The sequence below is a fragment of the Anaplasma platys genome, assembly GCF_012790675.1.
GTDB lineage: Bacteria > Pseudomonadota > Alphaproteobacteria > Rickettsiales > Anaplasmataceae > Anaplasma > Anaplasma platys.
The window spans coordinates 329579-355157 of the sequence record NZ_CP046391.1 but is presented as its reverse complement, the minus strand read 5'-3'; the positions used below and the strand labels follow the sequence as shown (position 1 = coordinate 355157).

The 25579-nt window shown below is 46.2% G+C and carries 20 protein-coding genes, 1 tRNA gene and 1 other RNA gene; 5 read left to right on the top strand and 17 right to left on the bottom strand.

Annotated features, from left to right (window positions below; all coding sequences use genetic code 11):
- Window positions 1-10 precede the first annotated feature (10 nt).
- The 13 genes from ffh to ANPL_RS01480 all read right to left on the bottom strand — a co-directional run bounded on the left by ffh (window position 11) and on the right by ANPL_RS01480 (window position 13922).
- A complete protein-coding gene (gene ffh, locus ANPL_RS01540) occupies window positions 11-1360 on the bottom strand; it encodes a signal recognition particle protein (RefSeq protein WP_169193050.1) in 1350 nt (449 codons plus the stop codon).
- A complete protein-coding gene (locus ANPL_RS01535; RefSeq protein WP_169193049.1) occupies window positions 1345-2883 on the bottom strand; it encodes a proton-conducting transporter transmembrane domain-containing protein in 1539 nt (512 codons plus the stop codon). Before ANPL_RS01535 ends, ffh begins: the two co-directional genes overlap by 16 nt.
- Before the next feature lie 794 nt (window positions 2884-3677).
- Window positions 3678-4136: a type II toxin-antitoxin system RatA family toxin gene (locus tag ANPL_RS01530; RefSeq protein ID WP_169193048.1), complete on the bottom strand. Its 459-nt coding sequence runs from the start codon at window positions 4134-4136 to the stop codon at window positions 3678-3680.
- 20 nt (window positions 4137-4156) lie between these two features.
- Window positions 4157-4315: non-coding RNA, 6S RNA (ssrS, locus tag ANPL_RS01525), on the bottom strand.
- Between the two features lie 37 nt (window positions 4316-4352).
- Window positions 4353-6281 carry a molecular chaperone DnaK gene (gene dnaK / locus ANPL_RS01520; RefSeq protein ID WP_169193047.1) on the bottom strand — a complete coding sequence of 643 codons (1929 nt, stop codon included), beginning with the start codon at window positions 6279-6281 and terminating at the stop codon, window positions 4353-4355.
- Between the two features lie 169 nt (window positions 6282-6450).
- Window positions 6451-8340, bottom strand: a complete 1890-nt coding sequence (locus ANPL_RS01515) for an Rne/Rng family ribonuclease (RefSeq protein WP_169193046.1) — start codon at window positions 8338-8340, stop codon at window positions 6451-6453.
- A gap of 106 nt (window positions 8341-8446) precedes the next feature.
- Complete coding sequence (locus ANPL_RS01510; RefSeq protein ID WP_169193045.1) at window positions 8447-8764, bottom strand: cation:proton antiporter subunit C; 318 nt, start codon at window positions 8762-8764, stop codon at window positions 8447-8449.
- Between the two features lie 67 nt (window positions 8765-8831).
- The gene (locus ANPL_RS01505; RefSeq protein ID WP_169193044.1) at window positions 8832-9272 is read right to left on the bottom strand and encodes a Na(+)/H(+) antiporter subunit B; all 441 of its coding nucleotides are present in this window, start codon (window positions 9270-9272) and stop codon (window positions 8832-8834) included.
- Window positions 9269-9829 (bottom strand): DUF4040 domain-containing protein, encoded by a 561-nt coding sequence (locus ANPL_RS01500; protein WP_169193043.1) that lies wholly within the window; start codon window positions 9827-9829, stop codon window positions 9269-9271. The genes ANPL_RS01505 and ANPL_RS01500 overlap by 4 nt, the downstream gene beginning before the upstream one ends.
- Entirely contained in the window at window positions 9829-10125 is a 297-nt protein-coding gene (locus ANPL_RS01495) for a monovalent cation/H(+) antiporter subunit G (RefSeq protein ID WP_169193042.1), read from the bottom strand. Before ANPL_RS01495 ends, ANPL_RS01500 begins: the two co-directional genes overlap by 1 nt.
- A 1-nt stretch (window position 10126) precedes the next feature.
- A complete protein-coding gene (locus ANPL_RS01490; RefSeq protein ID WP_169193041.1) occupies window positions 10127-10384 on the bottom strand; it encodes a monovalent cation/H+ antiporter complex subunit F in 258 nt (85 codons plus the stop codon).
- Between the two features lie 29 nt (window positions 10385-10413).
- The gene (gene tkt, locus ANPL_RS01485; protein WP_169193040.1) at window positions 10414-12414 is read right to left on the bottom strand and encodes a transketolase; all 2001 of its coding nucleotides are present in this window, start codon (window positions 12412-12414) and stop codon (window positions 10414-10416) included.
- A gap of 8 nt (window positions 12415-12422) precedes the next feature.
- Window positions 12423-13922: a gluzincin family metallopeptidase gene (locus tag ANPL_RS01480; RefSeq protein ID WP_236822866.1), complete on the bottom strand. Its 1500-nt coding sequence runs from the start codon at window positions 13920-13922 to the stop codon at window positions 12423-12425.
- Between the two features lie 300 nt (window positions 13923-14222).
- Here ANPL_RS01480 and ANPL_RS01475 point away from each other — a divergent pair, with 300 nt between their 5' ends.
- Window positions 14223-14759, top strand: coding sequence for an OmpA family protein (locus ANPL_RS01475; RefSeq protein ID WP_236822865.1), 537 nt, complete (start codon window positions 14223-14225; stop codon window positions 14757-14759).
- A gap of 1383 nt (window positions 14760-16142) precedes the next feature.
- Entirely contained in the window at window positions 16143-17450 is a 1308-nt protein-coding gene (locus tag ANPL_RS01470; protein ID WP_169193038.1) for an adenylosuccinate synthase, read from the top strand.
- Between the two features lie 1154 nt (window positions 17451-18604).
- Here the strand turns inward: ANPL_RS01470 and ruvX are convergent.
- The 3 genes from ruvX to ANPL_RS01455 all read right to left on the bottom strand — a co-directional run bounded on the left by ruvX (window position 18605) and on the right by ANPL_RS01455 (window position 21209).
- On the bottom strand, window positions 18605-19021 hold the full coding sequence (ruvX, locus tag ANPL_RS01465; protein ID WP_169193603.1) for a Holliday junction resolvase RuvX: 417 nt from the start codon (window positions 19019-19021) through the stop codon (window positions 18605-18607).
- Between the two features lie 110 nt (window positions 19022-19131).
- Complete coding sequence (locus tag ANPL_RS01460) at window positions 19132-20922, bottom strand: ribonucleoside-diphosphate reductase subunit alpha (RefSeq protein ID WP_169193037.1); 1791 nt, start codon at window positions 20920-20922, stop codon at window positions 19132-19134.
- 214 nt (window positions 20923-21136) lie between these two features.
- Window positions 21137-21209: transfer RNA gene (locus ANPL_RS01455), tRNA-Glu, on the bottom strand.
- Between the two features lie 300 nt (window positions 21210-21509).
- On the opposite strand from ANPL_RS01455, the gene ANPL_RS01450 reads away from it, so the two are divergent.
- The 3 genes from ANPL_RS01450 to ANPL_RS01440 all read left to right on the top strand — a co-directional run bounded on the left by ANPL_RS01450 (window position 21510) and on the right by ANPL_RS01440 (window position 25093).
- Complete coding sequence (locus ANPL_RS01450; protein WP_169193036.1) at window positions 21510-22355, top strand: polyprenyl synthetase family protein; 846 nt, start codon at window positions 21510-21512, stop codon at window positions 22353-22355.
- Window positions 22352-23293, top strand: coding sequence for a hypothetical protein (locus tag ANPL_RS01445; RefSeq protein WP_169193035.1), 942 nt, complete (start codon window positions 22352-22354; stop codon window positions 23291-23293). Before ANPL_RS01450 ends, ANPL_RS01445 begins: the two co-directional genes overlap by 4 nt.
- A 1470-nt stretch (window positions 23294-24763) precedes the next feature.
- Window positions 24764-25093 carry a DUF721 domain-containing protein gene (locus ANPL_RS01440; protein WP_169193034.1) on the top strand — a complete coding sequence of 110 codons (330 nt, stop codon included), beginning with the start codon at window positions 24764-24766 and terminating at the stop codon, window positions 25091-25093.
- Window positions 25094-25270: 177 nt separating this feature from the next.
- Here the strand turns inward: ANPL_RS01440 and ANPL_RS01435 are convergent.
- The coding region (locus ANPL_RS01435; protein WP_272899047.1) for an rRNA adenine N-6-methyltransferase family protein at window positions 25271-25579 on the bottom strand (309 nt) is incomplete at its 5' end.

Sequence of the window (25579 nt, the reverse complement as noted above, 5' to 3'; positions counted from 1 at the left end):
CCCAAAGATCCTACTTGTGTTTCAGCAATTTCATTATGTCAGACTCCGCCATCTTATCCATCTTCATCTGACTAAACTTGCCTATCATGGCCTTCATTTGATTGTACTGCTTAAGCAACGCATTCACAACATCTACCTTTACCCCCGCACCCTTGGCGATCCTGGTTTTTCGCGCACCATTGAGGATGTCAGGGTTTGCTCTCTCTCTTTTGGTCATGGAATTTATTATGGCTATGTACATGTCCACCTTGCTATCATCAGCAATGCCCGCAACCTTGCGCTTTACGTCATGCCCAAAAGCGGGAATAAACTTCATGATATTGGCAATGCCGCCCATTTTGTTAAGCGCTTTCAGCTGAATAACTAGGTCATCCAGATCGAATTTCCCCTTTTTAGCCTTGGATTGCAGATCATCTATCGTTTCCTGGCCAACTGCCTCAACTGCCTTCTCCACTAATGACGCAACATCTCCCATGTTGAGAATCCTACGGGCTACTCTGTCAGGATAAAAATCATCAAGATCCTCAGGCTTTTCCCCGGTAGACATAAACTTTATCGGGCATCCAGCGACCATTTTCATAGACAATATGGCGCCACCCCTAGAATCACCGTCTGCACGCGTAAATATAGTTCCAGTTAGCTCTAGCTCCTCGTTAAACTTGCGTACAACAACAACGGCATCTTGTCCCATCAAAGAGTCAACAACCAAGATAGTCTCTGCAGGTGACATCTCCTCTTTTATAACCTTGAGCTCATCGATCATCTCTTGGTCTATATGCAGTCTACCGGCAGTATCTAACAGTAAAACATCATGATTACCCTTCTTAGCCTCCGCAAGTGCCCGTTTTGCAATATCAAGTGGTTTTTCTCCGGTAACTATAGGTAGGTTGCTAATCGCAACTTTATCAGCCAAAACCTGTAACTGCTCCTGCGCAGCAGGCCTATATATGTCTAATGATGCAACCAACGGCGATTTACCGCTCTTCTTAAGCTTGAGAGCTACTTTTACCGTGTTAGTGGTCTTTCCCACACCTTGAAGACCAACCATCATTATTATGGCTGGCACCTTACCCGTAAGGTTAAGCGCACTTTTTTCATTGCCCAAAACCTCAATAAGGCACTCTTCTATGCGCTTTATTATCATCTGGCCAGAGGAAACTCCCTTGACGACGCCTCCCCCAACTATCTTTCCCCTAACGTTGTCCATGAATTCATCTACAACATTTAGGTTAACGTCAGCGTCCAACAGCGCTTGCGTTATGTCCTCCATAACAAGATCAAAGTCCTTACTGGATATTTCACGCTTGCCGCTTAATTTTTGCAACGCAGAAGATAGCCCTTTAGTTAAAGAGTCAAACATAAGCCCATACCAACACAAATACACAACATCACAAAAAGTAACACCGAACTAATCAGGCCTGTAGGCTCTCTTGAACTCAAAACCGCGTCTTGTTCCCCAAGCTCAACGCCAAACATATCTCCGTTAAGATTGTATCCGTCTACTGTTTCACGCGCGAATGACGCAAAATTCTTAGCCTTGTTCACCAGCTTGAAGAACCCGATGTATAACCATCCCTCCCCCGCGGCAGACTGGTATCTACCCTGGAATAAACGCCTAAACAAAACAAAGCACGCTATTGAAGCAGCAATAACCGCTACCCTTGTCACCACATTATTTAGCGTATATGTCAATTTATGATCGGGCAAAACCATTCCCTGACCGTAAAATATTCCTAATAGCACCACAATAATTGACAGAAGCACTATTGCTGTTTTGGAGCACAAATTCCCGGCACCCAAAGCCCCAGTAGATTCCTTTCTTGCGCTGGCGATACTCAAAAATTTCAATCCCACACACATAAACAGCCCAAGCACCAGCACCGGATGGGTATACTGGTAAACGGCGTAGCTAAAATCCTCTATGCTGGAATGGTAACCCGCGAGTTGACTAGACGCAAAACTCACCGTTCCCGGGAAGCTAGCCATATTTAACAATGCTACCACGAGCCCCAACATCTCAACAGACGCCAAACGAATACGGGAGGGCGTTTTGCCAGATTGCTCACTGCGCGGCATATTATGCTCCGTAACCAGGATAAACAACAGTTGGCACAATACCGCAAATGACAGCTGAGCTACCAGCACTGACTTCGGTACTACCCCACATCCTACAGACATTAAGAGTAGACCCATTTGCCCTACTATACCATAGGACACCAGATTCCTACTATTCTCCTCAATAACAGCAAATACCACCGCATAAACTGCTGTTAGCATTCCCAAATACAAAATGACAGTCTCACCGTGAAACATACTCAATAGGATAAACAAGGCCGCTTTGGTGGTGAATAATGGCAAAACCATAAACCCAAACGCTGACACTTGGGAATATGCCCTGAGCACCCATGCAGCCAATGGAAATGACGACGCGCTGATCAACAATCCCCCCATAAATAGCAGCCTTGGCACTCCTTCCAGGCTCCCCAGATATGAATACTGTATTGCACCCACCAGCAACATAACACCCGATAAAAAGTGCACACATGCATAATGCAACACAGCATGGGAATTCTCCCCCTCACGGCCACCAAACGCTATGAGCAATAGTGCAGCTATTGCCATAACCTCGAAAAACTCAACAACCTGCATAAGACTGGAAGCACATAACGCGGCAACACCGCTAACAGCATATAGTAGAGCAGCAAATACCTCTCTTAAACTCCCCCTAGCCGCCAAGACTATGCCCAACAGCGCCAGGAAACACGCACACACCAATGCCGACACATGATCTAAGTCGAATAGAAATGCCCCATCGCGATGTGAGAACAGCCCACGAACCGTGGACAACCCCTCAAACACCACGTTGTATAACTCCAAACCCATGCGGAAAAATACCTTTCCAACGCCTAGTACTGTACCTTTATACCTGCATGAGTCCACATGGACAAGTCAATATATGTGCAGTGATGATGCCTAGACAATTGGACCCAACCTGGAGAGAAGGGGGGGGGATGGCCAGGCCATAGTAACCGTAGATAATCCTACGTACCTACCGCACTTCGCCTGAAATCTTAACATGTGGAACTGCACCCCAGCAACAGATCTAAATTACAGGCTGATATCACGGTGAAAAGGAGTGTTGCTCATAAATTTGACGCACTAGCACAACGCCAACTTAGATACAACACTGTCTGAGAACGACGAAAATGATTTGCGACGAATATATATGGCGCATAGGGAATTATAAATTGCCTTACCAACCACGTTATATCTATCTTTAAAAGGAAAAAAGCCCGCTGGAATAGGCGAAGAAAAATGTGAAGCGCCACTACCAATATTAGAATAGGAATGATATCTTGTGCCTGGAGCCTAGATATGGCGAATTTCACACCTGCAAGATGACTCTCAGAAAAAGCTATGAGCTTTAGAACGTTGATCCATCGGAAAACCATGTTGTTTCATATGCAAAACGCCTCAGGCATTCCTGAGAAACCTGCGGCAGAATGCATAGCTGTCCGTGAATAGACAACAGCACCGCAGCTTCATCTCATCACTTATACTAAGAATAGCGCAACCACGATTGATTTTGCGCAGCTTACTGGGAACTTACTTCATCCACCAAGTACGGCCAAACCCTGCACACTGTTTTTCCAGCATGCGGCTTTACACAAAGCACATCAACCTAACAACTGGTAAGCACGCTTCCTGAATGCACTTGTAATATGCGATTTCACGGCAGTAGAAGCCATATCAAAGGCAAATTGTAACACACTGCTCTTGAAGGAAAAACCGACATCAAATTTCACTACGGTAGCCCCATTACCACTAGGAGTAAAGAGCCACTCACAGTTTAAGGACCTGAACACGCCATCTTCAGACCTCGCGCGAATATAGCCGGGCTTTGTTTCAGAGGGAGCAGAATAGCTGACTCTGGAAGTGTACTTCCCTTCCAGAGACATAAACCCCGCTACTAGCTCCACAAGCATGAATTCCTGCTTGCGGCTCAGGACAACTACGCTTTTGCACCAAGGAAGAAACTCCGGGTAACGCTCAACATCCAGAACAACAGAAAACAGGGCCTCTGCGGGAAAATTAAGCACTTCTTCTTCGCTAAACCCATTTCTCGACCCAGACATACACCCACAAACCAGGAGCCTAGGGATCCGCCTTTGCCGTAACACTTTGCTTAGTGTCCTGAGACTAAAGCCAAGGTGGGTGCCATGTAGCAACCCCAACTGGATTACCAGGGACGGCCCCCTATAAGAACAAATCGGGCTCGAGGCACTTTCAACCTACACGCACAACGCAGACCCCTACTGGATGGTACCAAACAGCCCAGCGTTTATCAACCCCTAAGTATCTTTCTTCCCTTCATCCTTGTTGATCTCTTGATACTCGGAGTCCACAACACGCTCTTCCGGATTGCCTGAGTCAGCAGCTCCGCTACCCTCAGTAGAAGCTCCCCCTTCACTAGCTTTATTAGCATATGCGGCTTCACCCAGCTTCATGGATAGACTCATCAGAGCATCATATTTTTGCTGCATACCTTCGACGCCGCTATCACCGCTTGCTAGACACTCTCTAAGATCCTTGACTGCTCCTTCTATGCTAGACTTGTCAGATTCCGACACCTTATCACCGTAATCTTTAAGAGACTTTTCCACAGAGTGAATCAAGCTCTCAGAACTGTTTTTGAGCTCCACATGCTTCTTACGTTTCTCATCCTCTTCCGCTCTGTCCTGGGCATCCTTGACCATCTTCTGTATTTCTTCGTCACTCAACCCACCAGAAGACTGGATCTTGATAGTTTGCTCCTTACCGGAGGCTTTATCCTTCGCAGAAACGTGCACTATACCGTTCGCATCAATATCAAAGGTGACTTCGATTTGTGGTATACCCCGAGGCGCCGACGGAATTCCTTCCAGGCTGAATTGCCCAAGCAACTTGTTATCAACAGCCATCTTGCGCTCCCCCTGGAAGACCTTAATGGTAACAGCGGTTTGCCCATCCTCCGCAGTTGAAAACACCTGAGACTTCTTGGTAGGAATTGTGGTATTGCGCTCAATAAGTGGCGTAAATACACCTCCCAAAGTTTCGATACCAAGAGATAGTGGCGCAACGTCCAACAGCAGCACGTCGCGCACATCGCCCGTAAGGATACCACCCTGGATCGCGGCACCCACCGCCACAACCTCATCCGGATTTACTCCCTTGCAGGGCTCTTTACCAAAAAAATCCTTAACCCTCTGCACAACCTTGGGCATACGAGTCATGCCACCAACGAGTACAACTTCGTCTACCTTGCTACCATCCTTTATTCCAGCATCACTCAATGCCTTCTTGCACGGCTCTATTGTGCGTTCGATAAGCTCATCAACTAAACTTTCAAACTTAGCCCTAGTCAGCTTCAAGCTCAGGTGTTTAGCACCAGTACTATCACTAGATATAAAAGGCAAAGTTATGTCCGTTTCCAGTCTTGTAGAAAGCTCTATCTTAGCTTTTTCCGCAGCTTCTTTGATGCGCTGCACCGCCATTGGATCATTCTGCAAGCTTATACCAGTTTCCTTTTTGAAGGTCTCCATCATGTGTTCCATAATGGCATTATCAAAGTCCTCACCACCAAGCCTGGTATCACCGTTAGTTGCCTTAACTTCGAACACCCCATCAGCTATCTCAAGGACCGACACATCGAACGTACCACCACCGAGGTCATATACGACTATGGTTTTCTGTCCACTACCTTTATCCAAACCATAGGCCAACGCCGCTGCAGTAGGCTCATTTATAATCCTAACCACATCTAAGCCGGCAATAGTGCCTGCATCCTTTGTAGCTTGTCTCTGAGCATCGTTGAAATATGCCGGAACGGTAATAACCGCCTTCTTAACTGGAGCGCCAAAATAACGTTCAGCAGTTTCTTTGATCTTTTCCAGGACAAACGCTCCTATTTGAACCGGGGAATACCCCTCACCCTTAGCTCTGATCCAAGCGTCCCCATTCTTTGCAGGAAAGATCTCATAGGAACACTTCACGTCCCTCATGTCATCATATCTGCGACCTATAATTCTCTTACTAGCATATATGGTATTCTGAGCATTGATATTAGCCTGGCGCTTTGCTAGCTCCCCCACCAGCCTCTCACTATCAGTAAAAGCCACAACCGAGGGGGTAGTTCTGGCACCTTCGCTATTTTCAATTACCTTCGCAGTACCTGCCTCCATAACAGCAACACAGGAATTTGTAGTTCCTAGATCTATGCCTATAATACGCTCAGCCGCCATGATTACCCCCACACGAAACTATAAAAACTCGGACACGGTAGATATAACCACCAAAGTTTCAAATTACAACCCCTCGACCCCAAAATTAGAGAAATATATTCACAAATTCCCCTCAACTTTTAGGAGCTTGCGGAAAATAAACTGCCTAGAACCACCACCTCCGGCAATATCAGGACACCGCTTCAAGAGCTCGAGTTAACCACTTCCTGACCCAAGAAGAATCTGTAATATTTTGCTCCACATTCAACTGCGGCTGTTCTTCCGTAGAATCAGCCCCCTCTCCTACTTTCTCCTCAATAGTAGTAACAGGCGATCCTGGACCACAAGCTGGAACAACAAATTCTTCGGTAACAGCGTTGGTATAGCCGCTTTCGGTTCTGATGTTAAAGTCCGCAAGAGCAGCACTTTCATCAAAGTCTAACCTGATAAGCACCTTTAGCTCCACTTCTATGTCACTAATGTGCTTGCGCTTGTTGTTGAAGATATAAGCTAAAACCCTGGGGTTAAGAGACACAGCTATGACCCGCTCTGCATTCTTACTCGCAAGATACCTTATGTCCCTAAGTATGCTGGCTGAGATTGATTCCAGAGTTCTAACCCGGCCAACACCTTTACAATGTGAGCACTGCATAGTGCTTGTCTCGAGTATGCTCTGTTTAACCCGCTGCCTAGAGATTTCCATAAGGCCAAAAGCACTTATGTACCCGAACTGGACCTTGGCACGATCTCCTTTGAACGCCTCGCGTATTTCCGCTTCCACTGCGCGACAATAGCGATATTTGATCATATCTATAAAGTCTATGACTATAAGGCCCGAAAGACCACGGAGGTTAACTTGCCTAGCAATCTCCTTCACCGCCTCCATATTCGTTCTATAAGCGGTCTCCTCTATGCTATCTTCACCAGTCATCCTTCCTGAGTTTACATCTATAGAAACCAGCGCCTCCGTTGGAGTGATCACTAAATAACCACCCGAGGGGAGATAAATCTTGTCGCTATACAACTCCAGAATCTGCGCACTAACACGATAGTGTGTGAACACCGGAACGCTACCCTTGTACATTCTGACCCGCAGCTTATTGCCAAACATCGACTTAGCATATTCCTTTACGACGCTGTACGCCTGACTTCCCGCCACCACCACATCATGAACACTCTCATTACAAAAATCCCTAAGTGTCCTCTTTATTATGTCGGCTTCAACATATAACAAAGTAGGACTTTCCACTGAAGCGCAAGCATCGCATATTTCTTTCCACGTATGCTGTAAGTACTTCAAATCTTGTTCTATTTCTCGCTGCGATTTATTATCGCCGGCAGTGCGTATTATTACCCCGGCTTCTTTGGGAAGCTTCATGGCGCTGATAAATTTTTTCAGATTCTTCCTGTTATCACAATCCTCTATGCGCCGCGATACCCCACTGTTTCTACTGCCTGAATTGGGCATAAAAATGCAATACCTGCCCGCCAGGACTATGTAAGTCGAGAAAGTAGCACACTTACTACCGCGTTCTTCTTTGATGATCTGCACCATCAGTTTTTGATCCACTTTAATCACGTTCTGCACCTTGTACATCTTGTGCAAAACAGGCTTGGACTTGCCATTCCTAGCCGCTGTAGAACCCCTCTTCCCATCACGATCATCTTCGGTAGCTAGCTGAGCCTTCTCGTCAACAGAACACCCCACACCCGCAACCGCTGCCTCATCAGGCACGACAACGTCCTCGTCCACAATTTCTTCAAGATCTGTATCATCACCGTACACACTCTGGGTAAGCTCCTCCTTTTCCCCTGGAGGAAGCTGAAAATGCTCAACAGATATTTCGGAAAACGGCAGGAACCCGTGTTTTCCAACGCCATACTCAATAAACACCGCCTGAAGTGACGGCTCTATACGCCTAACTACGGCATAATATACATTCCCACCACGAACTTGCTTCCTATCCTTTAGTTCCTGATCAAATTCGACTACCTTACCTTCATCAAGAACGGCGACCCTCACCTCATCTGCATATACTGCATCAACCAATATTCTCTTTCCACTAGCACCACTAGACACAAAACACAACCAAAACTAACTAAACAAAAAACCATCTCACCGTCACAGCATTAACCCAGGCAACAAAGCTATAGCAAAAAACTACGCGCCCGGAGTAACTGCATCTTTAACGTGCCCCCTCTATCCTTAACACCATAGAAAGCCCCACAGCCATTGTGGCAACCCCCACAACGATTGCAGTAAGCATCAGTACACTTGGTAGCGGATTACTATACACTTGCGTTGCTCCATCACTACCGAGTATCGGGGCCACCGAATCACCCACGTACCCTAAGGAAACATAAAAGACGAGAACTGCGGTCTGGAACAGACCAAGACCCTGCAATTGCTTCACACGGCTACTACTAGTAACAACCACAAACAGCCCTAAAGAGAACAGCAGCGCACTCACCACGTAATTTAAATGTGAAAGCAAAAAATCCATCCTACCTCACACCCACACGCAATAAGCAATCACCAAGCACTCCCAAGGAACTCAACGCCTTCCATAGCTAGTTTATATCATTTTTCCACGATGCAAAGTCAAAATACATACTGGCAACTGAGGAACAAACAGTCAGCCCCACACCTAACTCTACTAGAAATACCCCAAGCTTTTGCTCAGTCACCGTATCATAAACCCTAAACACATACGACAGAAAGCTCTCCCCCAAAAACGTAGAAGTCAGGCCCGTGGAAATGTATATCAGCAAACCAATAGCCCCTACCGTAAGTAAACAGGGCAAGACTCCCCGGGTAACAGAGTCACCAAAAGTCATGGCATAAAGCACGACAGCAGATGCTACTATAACTCCACCTTGAAATCCACCTCCAGGGCTATAATCCCCATGAATATGCACGTAGAGCCCATATATGACCATGACAGAGAACATAAAGGAGACAACGTAACGCAACCCGAAGTCAGCAAGGTGTACACTACTCCTACTTTTCATGCGTTCTTGCCCCCACCAACTAATAAAGAAACCCCAGTAGCAGCTGTAAAAACTACAACGGTTTCACAGAGAGTATCATATCCCCTGAAACTTGCCAAAACCCCGGTAACTAGATTCGGTATCCCGGTATACTCATAGGCACTTTTGAGATAAGTCCCGGCAGCAGCAACATTGGCAGCAGACTCCCCATCACCAAAGCTCGGCAGCTCTGCAACCATAAACACCAACATCACAAACAGTGCAACCGTCATCGTAGCAGCAGATATAAGCTTAACTTTCTCATACTGATAAAAAACGCTACGCACCTTGATTTTTTTACGATACCCAAGCTTCGAAAGAACCATTAACAAAAGCACAGTGCTGAATCCTGCCCCAACTGAAGCTTCAGTAATTGCCACATCCGGTGCGTTCATCACCAAGTACAAAGCAGCCAGCGTCAAACTGAACCCACACAACACAATGGTGTTGACCAGCAGATCCTCAAACACCGCAATGGAGCAGGCCAACACTGCCAACAAGGATAGCAGAACACCGTCTATTATTGCTATACTCCACATCAGCAACTCGCCTCGTCATCACCCCTTGTTGAGCACGCCGCACCTGTCAGAATATTGCATGTTGTCGTGTTAGTCACCAACAACAAGGCTAGCAGCAAAAGTATCTTAAGTGAGAGAATAGAAAAACCGTACTGGAAGGCCAACCCGATACATGAAAGCGTTATTCCGGCCCCATCAACAATTCCCGCAGCGTGCACCCTATATAGAAAGTCTGAAAACCTCATCACCCCTATAACGGCAATAACAACAGCGATGATGCCCATGTAAAATATGCCTGCACCAAATGCCCCGAACATTCTACTCCCCCCAACCGCCGTAGAGAAAGTATTTAGCAAATCCAACGGAAGCTACCAGCCCAACACATGCATACACCAGAGCGACATCTATGAAAAAGTCAGCGGAATCCATAACAACACCGAGCGTCACTATAGCCAGAACCATGCACGTATTGAAAACGTTAACAGCCAACATCCTATCATAAATGCTGCTAACACTCACAATTCCCAACACCATGGCCGCACAACACGCCAGCAACACGAATACGGAATAAATCATTAATCCCTTTTACCCACTTTATGACTCTTTTAGACCAAAGAGTTCAATCTCGCAAGTGCCTTGGAAACTAAGTTCTCTGCTGTTACGCCGAAGTGTTTGTAAAGATCGCTACACTTCCCTGAGGCACCGAACTCATCCAGCCCTACAAATATCCCATCTCTCCCTATATACTTATGCCATCCCACAGAACTTGCCGCTTCTACTGCAATTTTTAGGCTGCTGTTATCCAGCAAACTTGCAACATAACTAGATTCTTGCTGATCAAATAGCCTCCAGCAAGGCATGGAAACCACCCTTGTTCCTACACCATGATCTTTATGCATAATCTCCCGAGCTTTGAGCGCAACCTCTACCTCCGAACCGGTAGCAAATATTGTAACGCGCAGATCGCCTTCACACTCACCAAGTACGTACGCCCCTTTTGCAGATAAATTGCCGCCTCCATCATCTCCTCCACGCAACTGCGCAACGTTCTGCCTAGCCAAAACAAACAGAGCCGGAGATTTTGTAAGGCGCAGCGCTATCTCGCAACATTCCAACACCTCAATAGCATCTGCCGGCCTGAAGACATATAAGTTCGGTATGGCTCTCAAAGACGCAAGGTGCTCAACAGGTTGATGCGTGGGACCATCTTCACCGACCCCTATGGAATCGTGCGTCATAACATACATAACCTGCAGCGCCATCAGTGCGGACAATCTAATAGCCGGCCGACAATAATCAGAAAACACCAAGAAGGTGCCCCCATAAGGGATAAAACCTCCATGAAGAGCAATTCCATTCATGCAGGCCGCCATTGCGTGCTCTCTTATTCCATAATAGATGTATGAGCCACTAAAGTCACAACGTTCTATAGACCTCATGCAGCTTGCCTTGGTGTTATTGGAAGAAGTCAAATCAGCTGACCCCCCAATTAGTTTTGCAACTTTTCCAGTCAACAACTCGAGCACTCGCCCAAAAGATTTGCGCGTTGCTTCAGGAGAACTCACTCCCTTGCAACTAGACCTAAGCTCTGAAAACACATAATCCGGTATCCCAGGTGAAATAGCATCGTTCAAGTGACGCGCTCTATCGCCGCAGTTATTTGCCCTATCAACCCATGCATTATAGGCGCTATCACCCCTATCACGCACTTTCGCCCATAAGCTCTCCGCACGAGCATCTACTTCGAATATACCACCTTGATGCCCCAAGACGTTACGCAACCCCTGAGCATCATCAGCAGTAAAAGGCCAGCTGTGCGCAGAAGAAGTGTTTTCCTTCGCAGCCATGAACTTTCCTATCACAGTCTTGCAAGCGATTATAGAGGGCTTGGAACTCTTCCTGGCCCGCTCAATGGCGCGACCAATCTGCTCATAATCATGTCCATCTGCTTCCAATACATCCCATCCATAGGAAAGGAAACGCGCAGCAACATCGTCAGAAGTTGCCAGGCTAGTTTTGCCGTCTATTGATATACCATTGTCATCAAACAGCACGACAAGCTTTTCTAAGCACAAATGACCAGCAAGTGACGCGGCCTCATGGCTTATCCCCTCCATCAGACATCCATCCCCAGCCATCACGTATGTGTAGTGGTCTACCAAATCACTACCAAATCTCTGTGCAAGAATTTTCTCCGCTATCGCCATACCTACAGCGCATCCGAGCCCTTGCCCCAACGGCCCAGTAGTAGCTTCAACGCCCGGAGTGCAACCATATTCCGGATGGCCTGGCGTTATCGAGTGCAATTGCCTAAACTGCTTTATGTCGTCCATACCTAAGCACCCAAGAAGGTGCATTATCGAATAAAGCAGCATGGAACCATGTCCATTTGAAAGAACAAGCCTGTCCCTATCAATCCACGCGGGATCACGGGCGCTAAAATTTAAAAACCTTGAAAATAAAACCACCGCCACATCTGCCATACCCAGAGGCATACCCGGATGCCCAGACTCCGCCTTTTGAATGGCGTCTACAGAAATAAGCCTAATGGCCCGCGCCATAACATGTAGTTCATCATCGGTATAGCTGCGACTATCGCAATTCATATACTCTCTCACATACTCAAATACCTGGACACGAGGTGGTTTTTATAGGCATCCATGTCTATTCTACGACCCGTGATCTTTTTCAACATCATTGTGCTGCTATAACGCGCCCCATTTGAGTATACATACCGGCACAACCAGCCTACCAAGGCCGAAAAATCTCCCTTCTCGACCCGACTTAACACATCAACTTTGTGATTTGCCATAGACGAATAAATCTGTGTAGCCGCAACAGCGCCCAACACTTTGCCCGGCAAGTAGCCAAAAACTCCGCTAACCCAGTACTCGTCCTGCAAAAATCCCTCTCTGTCATCACTCGGAACACTATCAAAATAGTACCTCATACCCTGAGCCCATGCATCTGGCAATTCGCTGACTTCCAGATCACCATTAATCATCTCCTTTTCCAAAGCATACCTGAGCATAACGTGTGCCAAAGACGTCACCTCATCTGAGCGTTCCAACAACAAATCCGTCTTGACTTCCGAAAGGTACATCTGCAGATTCTCAACATCGGCCGCCCGCCCTCTCAAAGAAAACAGCTTCTTCACTGTGGGAAAAACAAACTCCAAGAACCTATTGTCCCTCAGCAAGTGGCATGACATCAATGCCCCCTGCGCCTCGTACATCACGTTTCCGGCGAAACCACCTATTGGTTGGCTCTTCCACTTCTGAGGCAAATTCGCCTTATACAAAGCGTGCCCTACACTTTCCATTGCGCCCCTAAGGCCTATTCTGTAGTCCTCCTCGTGACAAGAAACCCCTCCAGCCCATTCAAACCAATCTACGGAACACCCGGTGTATCCACCAGTCATATCTGCAACAGCGATACCCTCGCACATTGCAGAAACCAGACATTCATGCAACATTCTCTGTTTGTCGCATGTTATTGCCTTGGAAATAGACTTAGAAGCACGAACCTTGCCACTGTTTTGTTTCTCCAAAACCTCGCCGTAAAACTGCCTAAAAAACGCACCAGCGTCAGTAAACGCTTCATCGATTCGCTTTGTGTCAAAGTCTCCATCATAAATCTTCAGCAGCGCATCGTACCTACTGGCAAAGCCTAGATCCTCCGACTTTATCGCGGCAACTTCTCTGGAAAGCTGCACTACATCCCCCAATAGCTGCATAACTCCATTAGAGGGCTCATCTCCTTCGCGGAACACCATCCAACTGTTTCTACATTTCATTCTCGCTTCGGTGAGCGAAGTAATTAAACTTGCAGGAATGCCTTTTTGATTCTTGTGCATTCTATTCATGCAATGAAGGTTGGCAACCTCCCAATCTGAGAGCTGCCCCTTACTTGAGAGGGATGTGTTTATCGCTGATGCAACAACATCACTATCTATTATCTCCTGCCTGATTTCCTGCAATGTGCGTATTCTATCCGTAACATCTTGGTCAACAGCCCCACCATAACAAAGACCGTCTATAACGTCGCTTATATTACGCACCTTGGCAAAAATCTGCTCCAAAAACTTGTAATGCTTCATATTTTGAACAACCAAAACTCTCTCACATTAAAAACATCGCAAATAAAATCGCGCACCACAGCCCAACGTAGGCTAAAAACAAGGATGCTTCCTGTCTAAACTACTCAATCTCTAGTGAGCACACAACGGAAGCTGACACACATAGAAAGCGCACTCTAAGTTTTTAGCATACATAGCAGTTAAAGCCACAACAAATCGGAAAAACATGCAAAATTATTTTGCTTGACTTGGTGTGGTTTTAAGCAATGATCTGTCCTTAGCGTGTGCTATTTGCCACTGGTTGGAACCATTTTAAACAACAAAAGGAGTTTTCCTATGCTGCCGCGCGGGTTTTTTTCGCTCCTGTGGGTGTTTCTGGCTTTGACGAGTAGCAGTTGCTTTTTTACCAAGATAGGAAGCCCATCATATAGCGGGAAAACGCTCTATACTGGCGAAAATGCGGGCGCACACTTTGCCAATAAGGTGGAAAAGGTGTACTTCGACGCAGGAGAGTGCAAGTTGCGGGAGTCGAGCAAAAGAGTTTTGCTCGGGCTTATAGAGAAGGTAAAAAAGCGGAAAGGAGTGCGCTTGACGATAATAGGACATGCGGATTCTAGTGGTGAAGAAGAGTGCAACATTGCGTTGGGCAAGAAGCGAGCTGATGCAGTGAAGCAATTCATCGTGGAACATGACAAGTCCTTGGCCTCACGTATTACGACTCACACAAAAGGCAGGTCAGAACCAGAGGTCTTGGTCTACTCAAAAGATGAGAGAGAAATAGAGAAGGCCTACACGCAGAATAGAAGGGTTGTGATAATCGTAGAATTTGCAAATAGTCCCGAAAAATCACCAAGGCTGCGCAAGGCCAGCTAATTCACCGTAACGTCAAAACGATACTGCCCTCTAGAAGCAAAGCTAGTCCCCTGTGTTCTTATCCGTAGATAGTGTTCGAGCCGTTTGTTTACTAAAACACTGCGCGGCATGGCGCTGTACAAGGCACCGCTTAAACTCCGGAAACACAGCACCTGAAAGTTCATCACAATCTCCTACAGTCGCACCAAGGCATTTTAAAGTATTCGTAACGAACTTGAGGACAAAATTGTCACGGAACAACAGAAGAGAGAATGTTTGCGACATGGAAAATCCACACATACCATGTATACCAAGTACACTCTTATGAGACATCGGTAAATAGTAGTCACCGTGCCTCCATAGAGTACAAAATATACCTTCGGACAAGCTGCCATTAACGCGACAAAACGCAACAGCATCGCACGCCGCCAGCGATGCTTGCGCACCCCTCAGGCTTTAAGGTCCATCAAAAACCTTGGTCACCTTAAATGATATTAAAACTGCGTAGTCCATCTACACCACATTTTATCTAGTTCTTGCGCAACCCAGCTTGAACATTGTAATGCATTGCTCGTGGTACCCTAGATAGAAAACCGCCACATGCGTCCACAAGTATTTACTGTCTCATAAAGCGCCCATCTGCGCCGTGAAGTGAGGTGAAAATTGCACAGATTTGCATAATGCAGGCGCCATCTTCCATGCGCGCTACCACTATAGCTGCATCTATAGGAAACTGTTGAGCTGCTTATTTTCTCTCATGTTCAACTGAAGAAGGTACACGACTACCACCGGGTGACGCGGTATTGATCACCGGGCACTTTCCACATCAAATTGATATTGCACCCCGGCAACTTAGCAAAAAAAAACTACGCCAAAGTCAAACAAATGTTCCCGCACAGCACAGAAAGTTCTTCCTTTCACAAACACAAGTTTTTCACACTCTAATCGCAAGTGCACTGGAGAGCGTTGACCGTGCTTGTAAAATCGTACTGCACTTGAAGAGTGTAACTCGCAATTTTTTGAAAAACAAGCGCAGCGTATGCGTGATGAATTTTGCTAAATCACACGTTGTGGATTCATAATTTTTAAACATCTATTTGGTACCAGTTACCCCTAGAGCAGAATGAAGAAGCACAAAATACTAGTGTGGATGCATTTTTGCATGTTTTGTGGCGGTAATCTGCATTACAAATGACTTTTGCAACAAATTACAAGACCATATTGCGGTGGTGCATCGCCCAGTCTGGGGCATCGTTGGGTACCTAAAGTTCGTAACAAATTTACTTTCTGTGAGTGCATTATCCCGCAATATATGCAACTTAGGCATAACATGATTATCCCCAACAGTGTTGACACTATTTCTTTATTTTGCTAGCTTGACCTGGTGTTTTTCGTGGACGTTCTATGCCAAGTATAGTAGTTGTCGGACTACAGTGGGGAGATGAAGGCAAGGGAAAAATAGTAGACTGGCTATCCGAGCACGCTGATACCGTGGTGAGATTTCAGGGCGGTAGCAATGCAGGACACACCATAGTGGCGGAAGGACAAGTCTTCAAGCTGAGTTTGCTTCCTTCGTCAGTACTCAGGAAAGGGAAACAGTCTATAATAGGGAACGGCGTAGTGTTGGACCCTTATGCATTGGTCCGTGAAATTGAAGTCCTTGCAGCGAGTAATATAGAGGTTACAACGGAAAATTTGGCACTATCGGAAACCTGTCCTTTGGTCCTAAGCGTTCATAGAGAGGCCGAAAAAATACTAGAGAACATACGTGGCTCAGATGCCATAGGCACAACTTGTATGGGCATAGGACCGTGTTATGAGGACAAAGTTGGTCGCAGAGCAATCCGACTGTGTGACCTGCAGGACGAAAAATCACTGAAGGGGAAAGTTGAGTGCCTAATTTCCTATCATAACCTGCTGAGAAAGGCATCAGGTCTGGATGTATTTCGCACCGAAGAAATAATGGATGAACTCATGCGCATCGTGCCTAGGGTGCTACCATTTATGAAGCATGCAGCTGGAATGATATACGAGCAGCTTGCCGCTGGAAAAACAATTCTCTTTGAGGGCGCTCAAGGCGCACTTCTTGATGTCGATCATGGAACATATCCGTACGTCACTTCCAGCAATACCATGGCTGCATATGCCACTATTGGCTGCGGGGTAGGCTCTCTTGGTAATGCACGGGTTATCGGCCTAGCTAAGGCTTACACTACCAGGGTGGGAAATGGACCATTCATCACAGAACTTACTGATAGTCTTGGAGACCTTATAGTCGAGCGGGGAAGGGAATACGGAACTGTTAGCAAACGCCGGCGGAGGTGCGGGTGGTTTGATGCTGTGTTGGTCAAACATACAGCTCTTCTCTCAGGCGCTACAGAGATTGCCATAACGAAACTTGACGTTCTGGATACACTGAGCGAGATTAAAGTATGTGTGGGATACCGCCACAACGGTAAATACTATGATTATTTGCCAGCAGCTTCCCATGTGCAGCAGGAGCTGGAACCCGTGTATGAAGTGCTCCCAGGATGGCTGGACAATACTCTTGGGGCAGTATCGCAAGAAGACTTACCCGATAAGGCGTTGTCGTACATAAAAAAGATCGAGAGTCTGTTACAAATTCCGGTGAACATAGTGTCTACTAGTCCGGACAGAGACCACGTCATGTCTTTGAACGGCGCAACAAAAACGGCAGCTATACGTATGTAGACTCGCTGGTCACACAGTGCAATAAGTTTTCGGACGGTGTGGCGTTGCTCCAAGCTGTGTAACTGTTGCTGCCTAAAATATGTTGAGCAACCGGCACTGTTGCCCAAAAACACGCCAGACTATGGTGCCATGTACCAGTACATCCCTTGGCACTTACCATATAATTTTCGTCCGGTAAAACTGGGCTCTCAACCCATATCGTATGCTCAAGCGTGCACGCTAGCTTACGTGCTTAGAGTAAAATTACCATGCTGCAAAAGGTAATCCGCCGGCACATCCCAATAAGCGCGATAAAACCTGGCCTCGGGAGCAATAAAGAAACACCAGCATAAGCACATTTAGAGACTAAGAAACAACTATGGGACCCCAGGGCGGCTATCAATCACCAGAGCAAAATCCTTCCTCCCGCTACTTGCGGGAAAAACACATTGCATGGCACAGTTCCTCCTCAATTGAGACATATTGTCTAGGGCTCCTGCTGTGTTGCTGTGCAATAACGTACAACTAAATATTGTCACAATGCGCGGCAAAAAAGTTACACCTTACCCAACCAAGAGATAATCACATCTGCAAACTGCCAAGTTACCACTATTTCCACCCAGGGTAAAATGCCAGCCACGCGTGAAAACACACTTTCCTCTGACAGCGTGCAGTAACCTTCAGCTACCTCTTATCGCGCAAATTCTTTTTACATACTTATTCCGCAATCCTAGCCAGACCTTGTTTGAAAGCAGATGGCATATGGTTTTGGCACGTTCATCCACACCAACGCAACGGCATGGAAGTCCCTTATACCCTGTATACTTCATGCAAGAGCTAATGTGCGTTTTGTACCATAAAATACGGCCCCTCCCCGAACACGGGGATTTCTACCTCACGTTAATAGTACAAACCGTTTTCCACTTCACATAGGCCCTTATCACCCCGTCACAATTGATCACAAGTCTGCATAAACTCCTTGCCAGGGACAATTCCTGAGCATCTCTCAAATCGCAGCACGATTATAATTTTTGCTAAAAGAATGTGCCTATAAACGACTACTGTTTTGTTACAGAAATGGAAAATTTTCCATCAAACCTCTAGCGTCAAATTCGTTACGCGTAACCAGTGCTGCCAGATGCACAAAAACACTAATACCATTGAATCCGCGTGACTCAAGTAATGCCCAAGCGTTTTGCCATATCTAGGACTTGCTGCAAAATCAGCGCTGCGGATATTTTGTCGTCAACTTCCTGAGATGCCTTTCTTCGCAAACCCGCTTCCTCGGCTGCCCTACTTGCCATTGCCGTAGTATATCTCTCATCCTGAAAGTAAAGGCCAATCCCCGACTTTTTGATCAGCTTATCAGTGAATCTACGAACCTCACCGCATAACTGCCCTTCGCTACCATCAGCTTGTAACGGTAGCCCCACCACTAAGGCTCCAACCCCCTCCTTTTTGAAGAGGGCACTCAGCTCACCGAGGTCTTGGCGCATATTGCGCCGCATGTATAAACCATATGGAGTTGCTATAAGATAAGTGGGATCACTCAGCGCAAGCCCCATCTTTCTCTCGCCGAAGTCAACGCCCATAACACGCTCATTAGCCCTCAAAGAGGAGAACAGGGCCTGCACACTTTCATATTCCACCAAGCATCCCCGCAACAATACCACATTACCACTGGCCCAATGGCAAAACCAACTTACTGGCAAGCCAAGCACTCGTCGTAGTCAAAGTTGGTAATCTGACGACTAGGGGTAACAACGGACGCAACGTTCACATCGTGCGACACCTTATCAGCCTGCTGCACAGACTTAGACCTGGTATAATACAGGCTCTTAACTCCCTTCTTCCACGCCAAGAAGTGTACCTTATGCAGATAACGCTTGTGAACACCAGCCGGCATAAAGATGTTCACAGACTGCGACTGGCATATATACGGCGTCCTATCTGCACTGTGCTCAATCACCCAACGCTGATCCAGTTCATACGCAGTACGGAAAACCAGCTTTTCGTGATCGCCAAGAAAATCCAAATGCTGTACAGAACCTTCATTGGTCGAAATCGAGGACCAAACCTGAACATTGTCCTTTCCTTTGGATTTCAACAGCTCTTGCAGGAACTTGTTGCGCACAGTGAAAGACCCCGTCAAAGTCTTGTGCGTGAACACGTTCGCGGCGTATGGCTCAATTCCGGGAGACGTATTACCCGCTATGATGGATATGGAAGCCGTAGGCGCTATGGAAAGCTTATGAACAAACCTCTCCATCTTATTCGCATCTATTGCGTCCGGACATGCACCCTTCTCCAAAGCTAGCTTGTAAGAAGCCGCATCAGCTTGGCTTTTTATATGGGAAAAAATCTTCTTATTCCACATGGTTGCCGCAAAAGACTCAAATGGCACCATCTTGCTCTGCAGGAACGAGTGGAATCCCATAACTCCAACACCGATACTACGCTCCCTCATAGCGGAGTACTTCGCCCTATTTATTTCTGGAGGAGCCTTGTTGATGAAATCCGTCAAGACGTTGTCTAAAAATCTCATCACATCCTCGACAAACAGCGTATTAGAACACCACATGTCATAAAATTCCAGATTTAATGAGGCCAAACAGCAAATTGCTGTGCGAGACTGCTTGAGATGATCTTCCCCTGTCGCCAATGTGATCTCAGTGCACAAATTCGACATCTTAATGTCAAGACCTAAGGTCTTGTATATCTCAGGCTTATGACGATTTACAGTATCCACAAATATCAGATATGGCTCACCTGTTTCCACCCTGGTGGTCAATATCTTGATCCATAGGTCCCTAGCCTTAATTGTGGAAATAACCGCACCGTCCTTTGGACTTATCAGGTCCCACGTTTTATCCTCATCCACTGCCATCATAAATTCATCTGACAGCAAGACCCCATGATGAATATTTAGAGCTTTCCTATTGGGATCGCCCCCAGTTGGTCTCCTGATATCTAGAAATTCCTCAATCTCTGGGTGCCATACTGGAAGATACACAGCTGAACTACCGCGCCGCAGCGAACCCTGGCTTATTGCTAGAGTGAGAGCATTCTGCACCACGATAAACGGGATGATACCAGAAGTCTTGCCACTGCCTCTGACGCGCTCCCCAATAGAGCGTAGATTGCCCCAGTAGCTTCCTATTCCACCACCTCGCGAAGCCAACCACACATTCTCATTCCACAGATTCAGGATGCCAACAAGACTATCCTCCGTCTCGTTCAAGAAACACGACACCGGTAGCCCGCGGCTTGTGCCCCCATTGCTCAAAATAGGAGTAGCTGGCATGAACCAGAGCTTGCTCATGTAGTCATAAAGCCGCTGCGCATGCTGACCATTGTCCGAGTAGTACTGCGCAACACGCACAAAAAGCTGCTGATAATTCTCGTTCTCCAACAGGTAACGATCTGACAAAACGGCCTTTCCAAAGTTCGTTAGGTTACCATCCCGAGTGTAATCTATGACAATCTGCGACACCTTACAACACCCCCTTACAACAACACCAGAACCTTACACCAAAATCCTAAATTTCCTAATAATAACACATACAGTACCTGTACCAGCGATTTAACACGATATACAGCATGTTCAGGAAATATAGGCAAAAAACACCCCTCCGGGTAACAAAACTTTAAAGAAACATAAACGGAACAAAACTCTGTGAACTCCGCAGCTGTCTCAGCAGCAGGAGTGACTCCCACGGGAGTCGAACCCGCGTTACCACCGTGAAAGGGTGGTGTCCTAGACCACTAGACGAAGGAGTCATAGCCGCTTCAATATAAATCACCAATAACACCCCAGTCAAACAAATTCCTGTAACTTTCTCGCAACAGTAAAGAGCTCCTTACCGGGCAGCAAAGCACAGCAGCACACGTATACCTACACATAAAACAAAATTTATACAACCTACGACAGCAAATTATTGCGCAAATTAATGTGAAATTAGAAGCAATCTCCCTATAGAAGAGGAAATATTTTTGTTTTTGCAAGTAGTTAAGCAAACACTTTGTAATACCAGTAGACTCCTGTATATTGTTCGTCTTGTTAGTGGAAGTTGCGTAATTATGCATTGCCGAGTGCATGGATTGGTCGAAGATTTTGCTACAGTTCTCGGGCATGAGATTGACAGACTTATTGCAAGCAAAACTCCTGCTATGGCACCAAGAATGGCAGCATCTTTTGATTATTGCTTTCGGGCACCGGGCAAGTGTTTACGATCGTTCCTAGCTAGCACTGCTGCTAAAACATTGGGCGGCACTGCCGAAAAAACACTGCCACTGTGTGTGGCTATAGAAGCAGTTCATACATATTCTCTAGTGCATGACGATTTGCCATCTATGGACAATGCCGCAACAAGAAGAAGGCGTCCCAGCTGCCATAAAGAGTTCGACGAGGCTCTAGCGTTACTCACCGGAGATGCGTTGCTTACTCTAGCATTCGAGGTTTTGTCGCAAATGCAGACCGATGCCACAGTAAGGTGCGAGATTATAGGGCTAATAGCAGCAGCATGCGGTTGTTGCGGAATGATATCGGGACAGGTGCTTGATATGGAGGGGGAGAAGTTCCATACGCGTGATTCCGTGCTCAGAATTCATGGGATGAAGACGGCGCGCCTATTTTCGGCTTCGTGCGAGGCAGGAGCCATCCTTGCGTACGCCTCCTCAGAGGAAAGAAAAATACTTGCGTCTTATGGGGAAGCCTTGGGTTATGCATTTCAGGCTAAGGATGATCTAAGTGATGTTGATGATGACAACACCAGCCCTAATCTGGCCAAAGTACTAGGCAGGGAAGAAACTATTAAGCATATAGACCGAATGTTATACATGTCAGGAGCTGAACTTAGTAGTTTGCAACATGATGTCACGCTCCTGCATGAATTTATCTCGTTTGTTGGGGACTTGCGCTTATGAAGAGAACAGTCTACTGGCTTGTGGGAACAGTTGTGGTGATGAGCATCTTGGCTCTACTGCTGCACGGGCTATCGCAGACAATTGTGGAATCAAGCACCGATAAAACTGAGAAACCGTACAGACTGTCAATAACGGAGAATGCTAGTGTTGGTTATAGGATAGGAGCGACAATTCTGCGTCCACTACTTGAAGCACGCATTGACAGTTACATAAAAGAGCAAGGCCTGGAGGAGTACTTTGAGAACCTGAAGGCCAATATGCCACAAAAGAGCAACTTCTCAGTCAATGAAATGGAAAGGGGAACTGGGCCGGGTGCCGTTTGCGGGCAGTTAGTTTCAGCAATTGTGATTAATATGCCCAAATTACCAGAAAATTCCTGGAAGAATACTAGTGAGATCTCCAAATTGCTGGCACAAAGCACTACCACAGAGCTGTTTCGCATAGGAACACATTCAATAAGAGAGCTGAACTCCGCTATGCTTGGTCTGAGACGTGGCGGTGGACGGGTAATTTTGATCCATAGTGGAGAAAATGCAGGCAGTGTTTTTGTCAACCTTTCGTCCATAGAATCTCCAGTACCCTCGGAAAATGTTATGGAGCGATTTATGGTTTTTGATCGCACCATCCCCAGCAGCAAAAACACCGCCACAGTGGTGCGTTGTGGAGAGCAAGTATCCGTTATGTATAACATAAGAGACCATCGCGGTGTTATATTGGCTAAAGAGCAAACCGCAAGCTTCACCATCGGGGAGAGAACTGTGCCAATAGCTCTAGATCTTGCTGCGGTAGATCTGCAATCTAATGTCATAAGGTCGGTTATAGTCCCACCAGAGCTGCTGGATGGGTTTGAAAACCTGGAAGACAAGAGCAACATAAAAATACTGGACATGTGGATGGTTTCCAACGCTGATAATTCAAGTACGAAGTCAGATACTTAAGCATTACGGGTCTGAGTTATGCAGTACCGTGCTAGATACACAGCTCAGAAGCTGCCTTTGCTTGACGGAAGCTGGCAAATCCGCCGCATGACGCCTCCCAACAGTACAATACAATTCTTCACCAAGGAGAGGTTACAACGCACTACTAAAACAAGTCCCATACTCTATGCACATCTTAATGAGGCCTCATTGACCCTTATATAATCGGTAATTATCAGACTGCAAGCCTTTGCCCTGTCAAAGGCGCCCTTAATACTACAGATTGCGACACAGTACTATATGGCCAAAGCTCCTTGCATAGCAGAGCCTCTACCTATCCCTCAAACTTGCAGTACTGTAAGCACATAGCGTCAAGTTGTGGCATATAAACAATACCGTCATAGAAAAACTGTATTAGGCAGGACAGCCAGTAAGCCCGGGAATGACACAACATGATCGCGGCTGTTATGGTCCGCACCAATGAAAACCTCTATGCCTTCCATCGCGATCCAACACCTGCGGTCGGGATTGTACATTTTGCATTTATCCAATGTAGCCACAAAATCAAAATCCCTGATCAAAAAAAGCGCAAACTGGTTGCATGCAGTACTAAGTAGGAAGTCACAGACACAATCCAGAACTTGAGCTCCCCTACATGATATTTGTAAGAGGAGAAGGAGCGCCACTCGGCCACAACATTGCAAATCAAGAAATAGCTATAGCTGATCAATATTTATAAATGAGATAAAAAATTTGAAAAGTAGATTCTCCATTGCTCAAGCGGGAGCATGAACTTTCTTCTGCTATTTCAGCGTGGGAAAGACAGCATCCCGCACTAAGCCACAACTGCAACAGGTACAACCAAATTGAAAGTCCAAACCTTCATGAAAATGAGAATGCCAACAAGGCTTTAGCATGCCTCATAATATATCTAAGTCGATGACGCCAAGATAAACAAAACATGCGGGATGTAGCCAAGTTACAGCATAATCTACGTTTACCGCTACCTGCCCTTTCCATAAAACAATTCACATTAAAATGTCAGAAGCAAGCACGTGCTGATAGAAAATGCCGGCACTGAACCATGGTCACTAATTAAATCCCACAAGATAGCAAAAGCTTTTCGTGCGCACGATAACTGATTTGGCAAACTAAACACACAATGTCGGCAGCAACCACATCGCAAACTTGGTGTTGGAACAAACTTGAACTAACTTTAACTCCCTGCTACAGAGAAAACATATGCTCTCAGCACCGAAGTGGCTATCTTGCATCTGGGTGTGGATAATGGCCCAGACGTATTTCAAGAAATTCCTGCCTCAACACAACCTGTGACACACCCAACACATCATTCGTTCATTCCCACGCGGGAAATGAAAAGGGGATTCTAGTCTCGGCAGCGCTATTCAGCGAAACTATCGGCTATCAAAACTGTTAATTGTACACAGCACATTGTAGAACTCTAGCATTCGCAGAGGTCAGGAGGTCCGCATGAATGTCTATACGTCGAGGCGTCGTGGCTACAAAAACGCCCGACTTATCATTGAGGATTTTGTCCTCAGGCGTTGTGGCCTGTGGAGTGTAAACAAAATAGAAGTAAAAATATTCCTCAATTGGAGAGCTATCGTAGGGGATTCCGTTGCTGATATTGCATTTCCCAAAAGGGTTATTTTCACAGGCAATAGCTCTGGAACGTTATACCTCCGGGTGAACAGTGGAGGACACGCGACGTTCTTGCAGTATGCAGTTCCTTGCATTATCGAGAAGCTATCTGTGTATTTTGGGTTTAAAGTTATAAACTCAATAAAAATAATACAGTAGCAGGAATTTGCAATGTTCCTATTGGGTTGTAGAGGCACGATGCAATAGCGCGGTGCAGAACTAAGGAACAGATGGACATCCGGAACTTTATTCATTTTCTAGAAAATACTTTGAGCGCAATAGTGAACCTTATAGGATCAGTGTATGAGTTCACTACATAAAGTGAGATGCTTGCCATTATTCCGCTAATGCTATTTTTTGTGCTTGAAGAGAATTTGCAAGGACACAGAGCTTCTCTATAGAAAGAGCTTCCGCTCTAGTATTGCGATCGATATTGCATTTTTCAAGAACTTCTTCCGCATTATCCACCCGCAACTTTAGAGCATTAAGTATAGTCTTGCGTTTGCAGTGGAAAAGCATCTTCAATACGCTACATAAATACGAGTAGTCTACCATTGCCCTGGGAGTCTTTAGTGGGGTAATGTTGACCACTGAAGAATGTACTTTTGGCGCAGGAGAGAAAACTTCGGGGGGAAAATCTGCAAC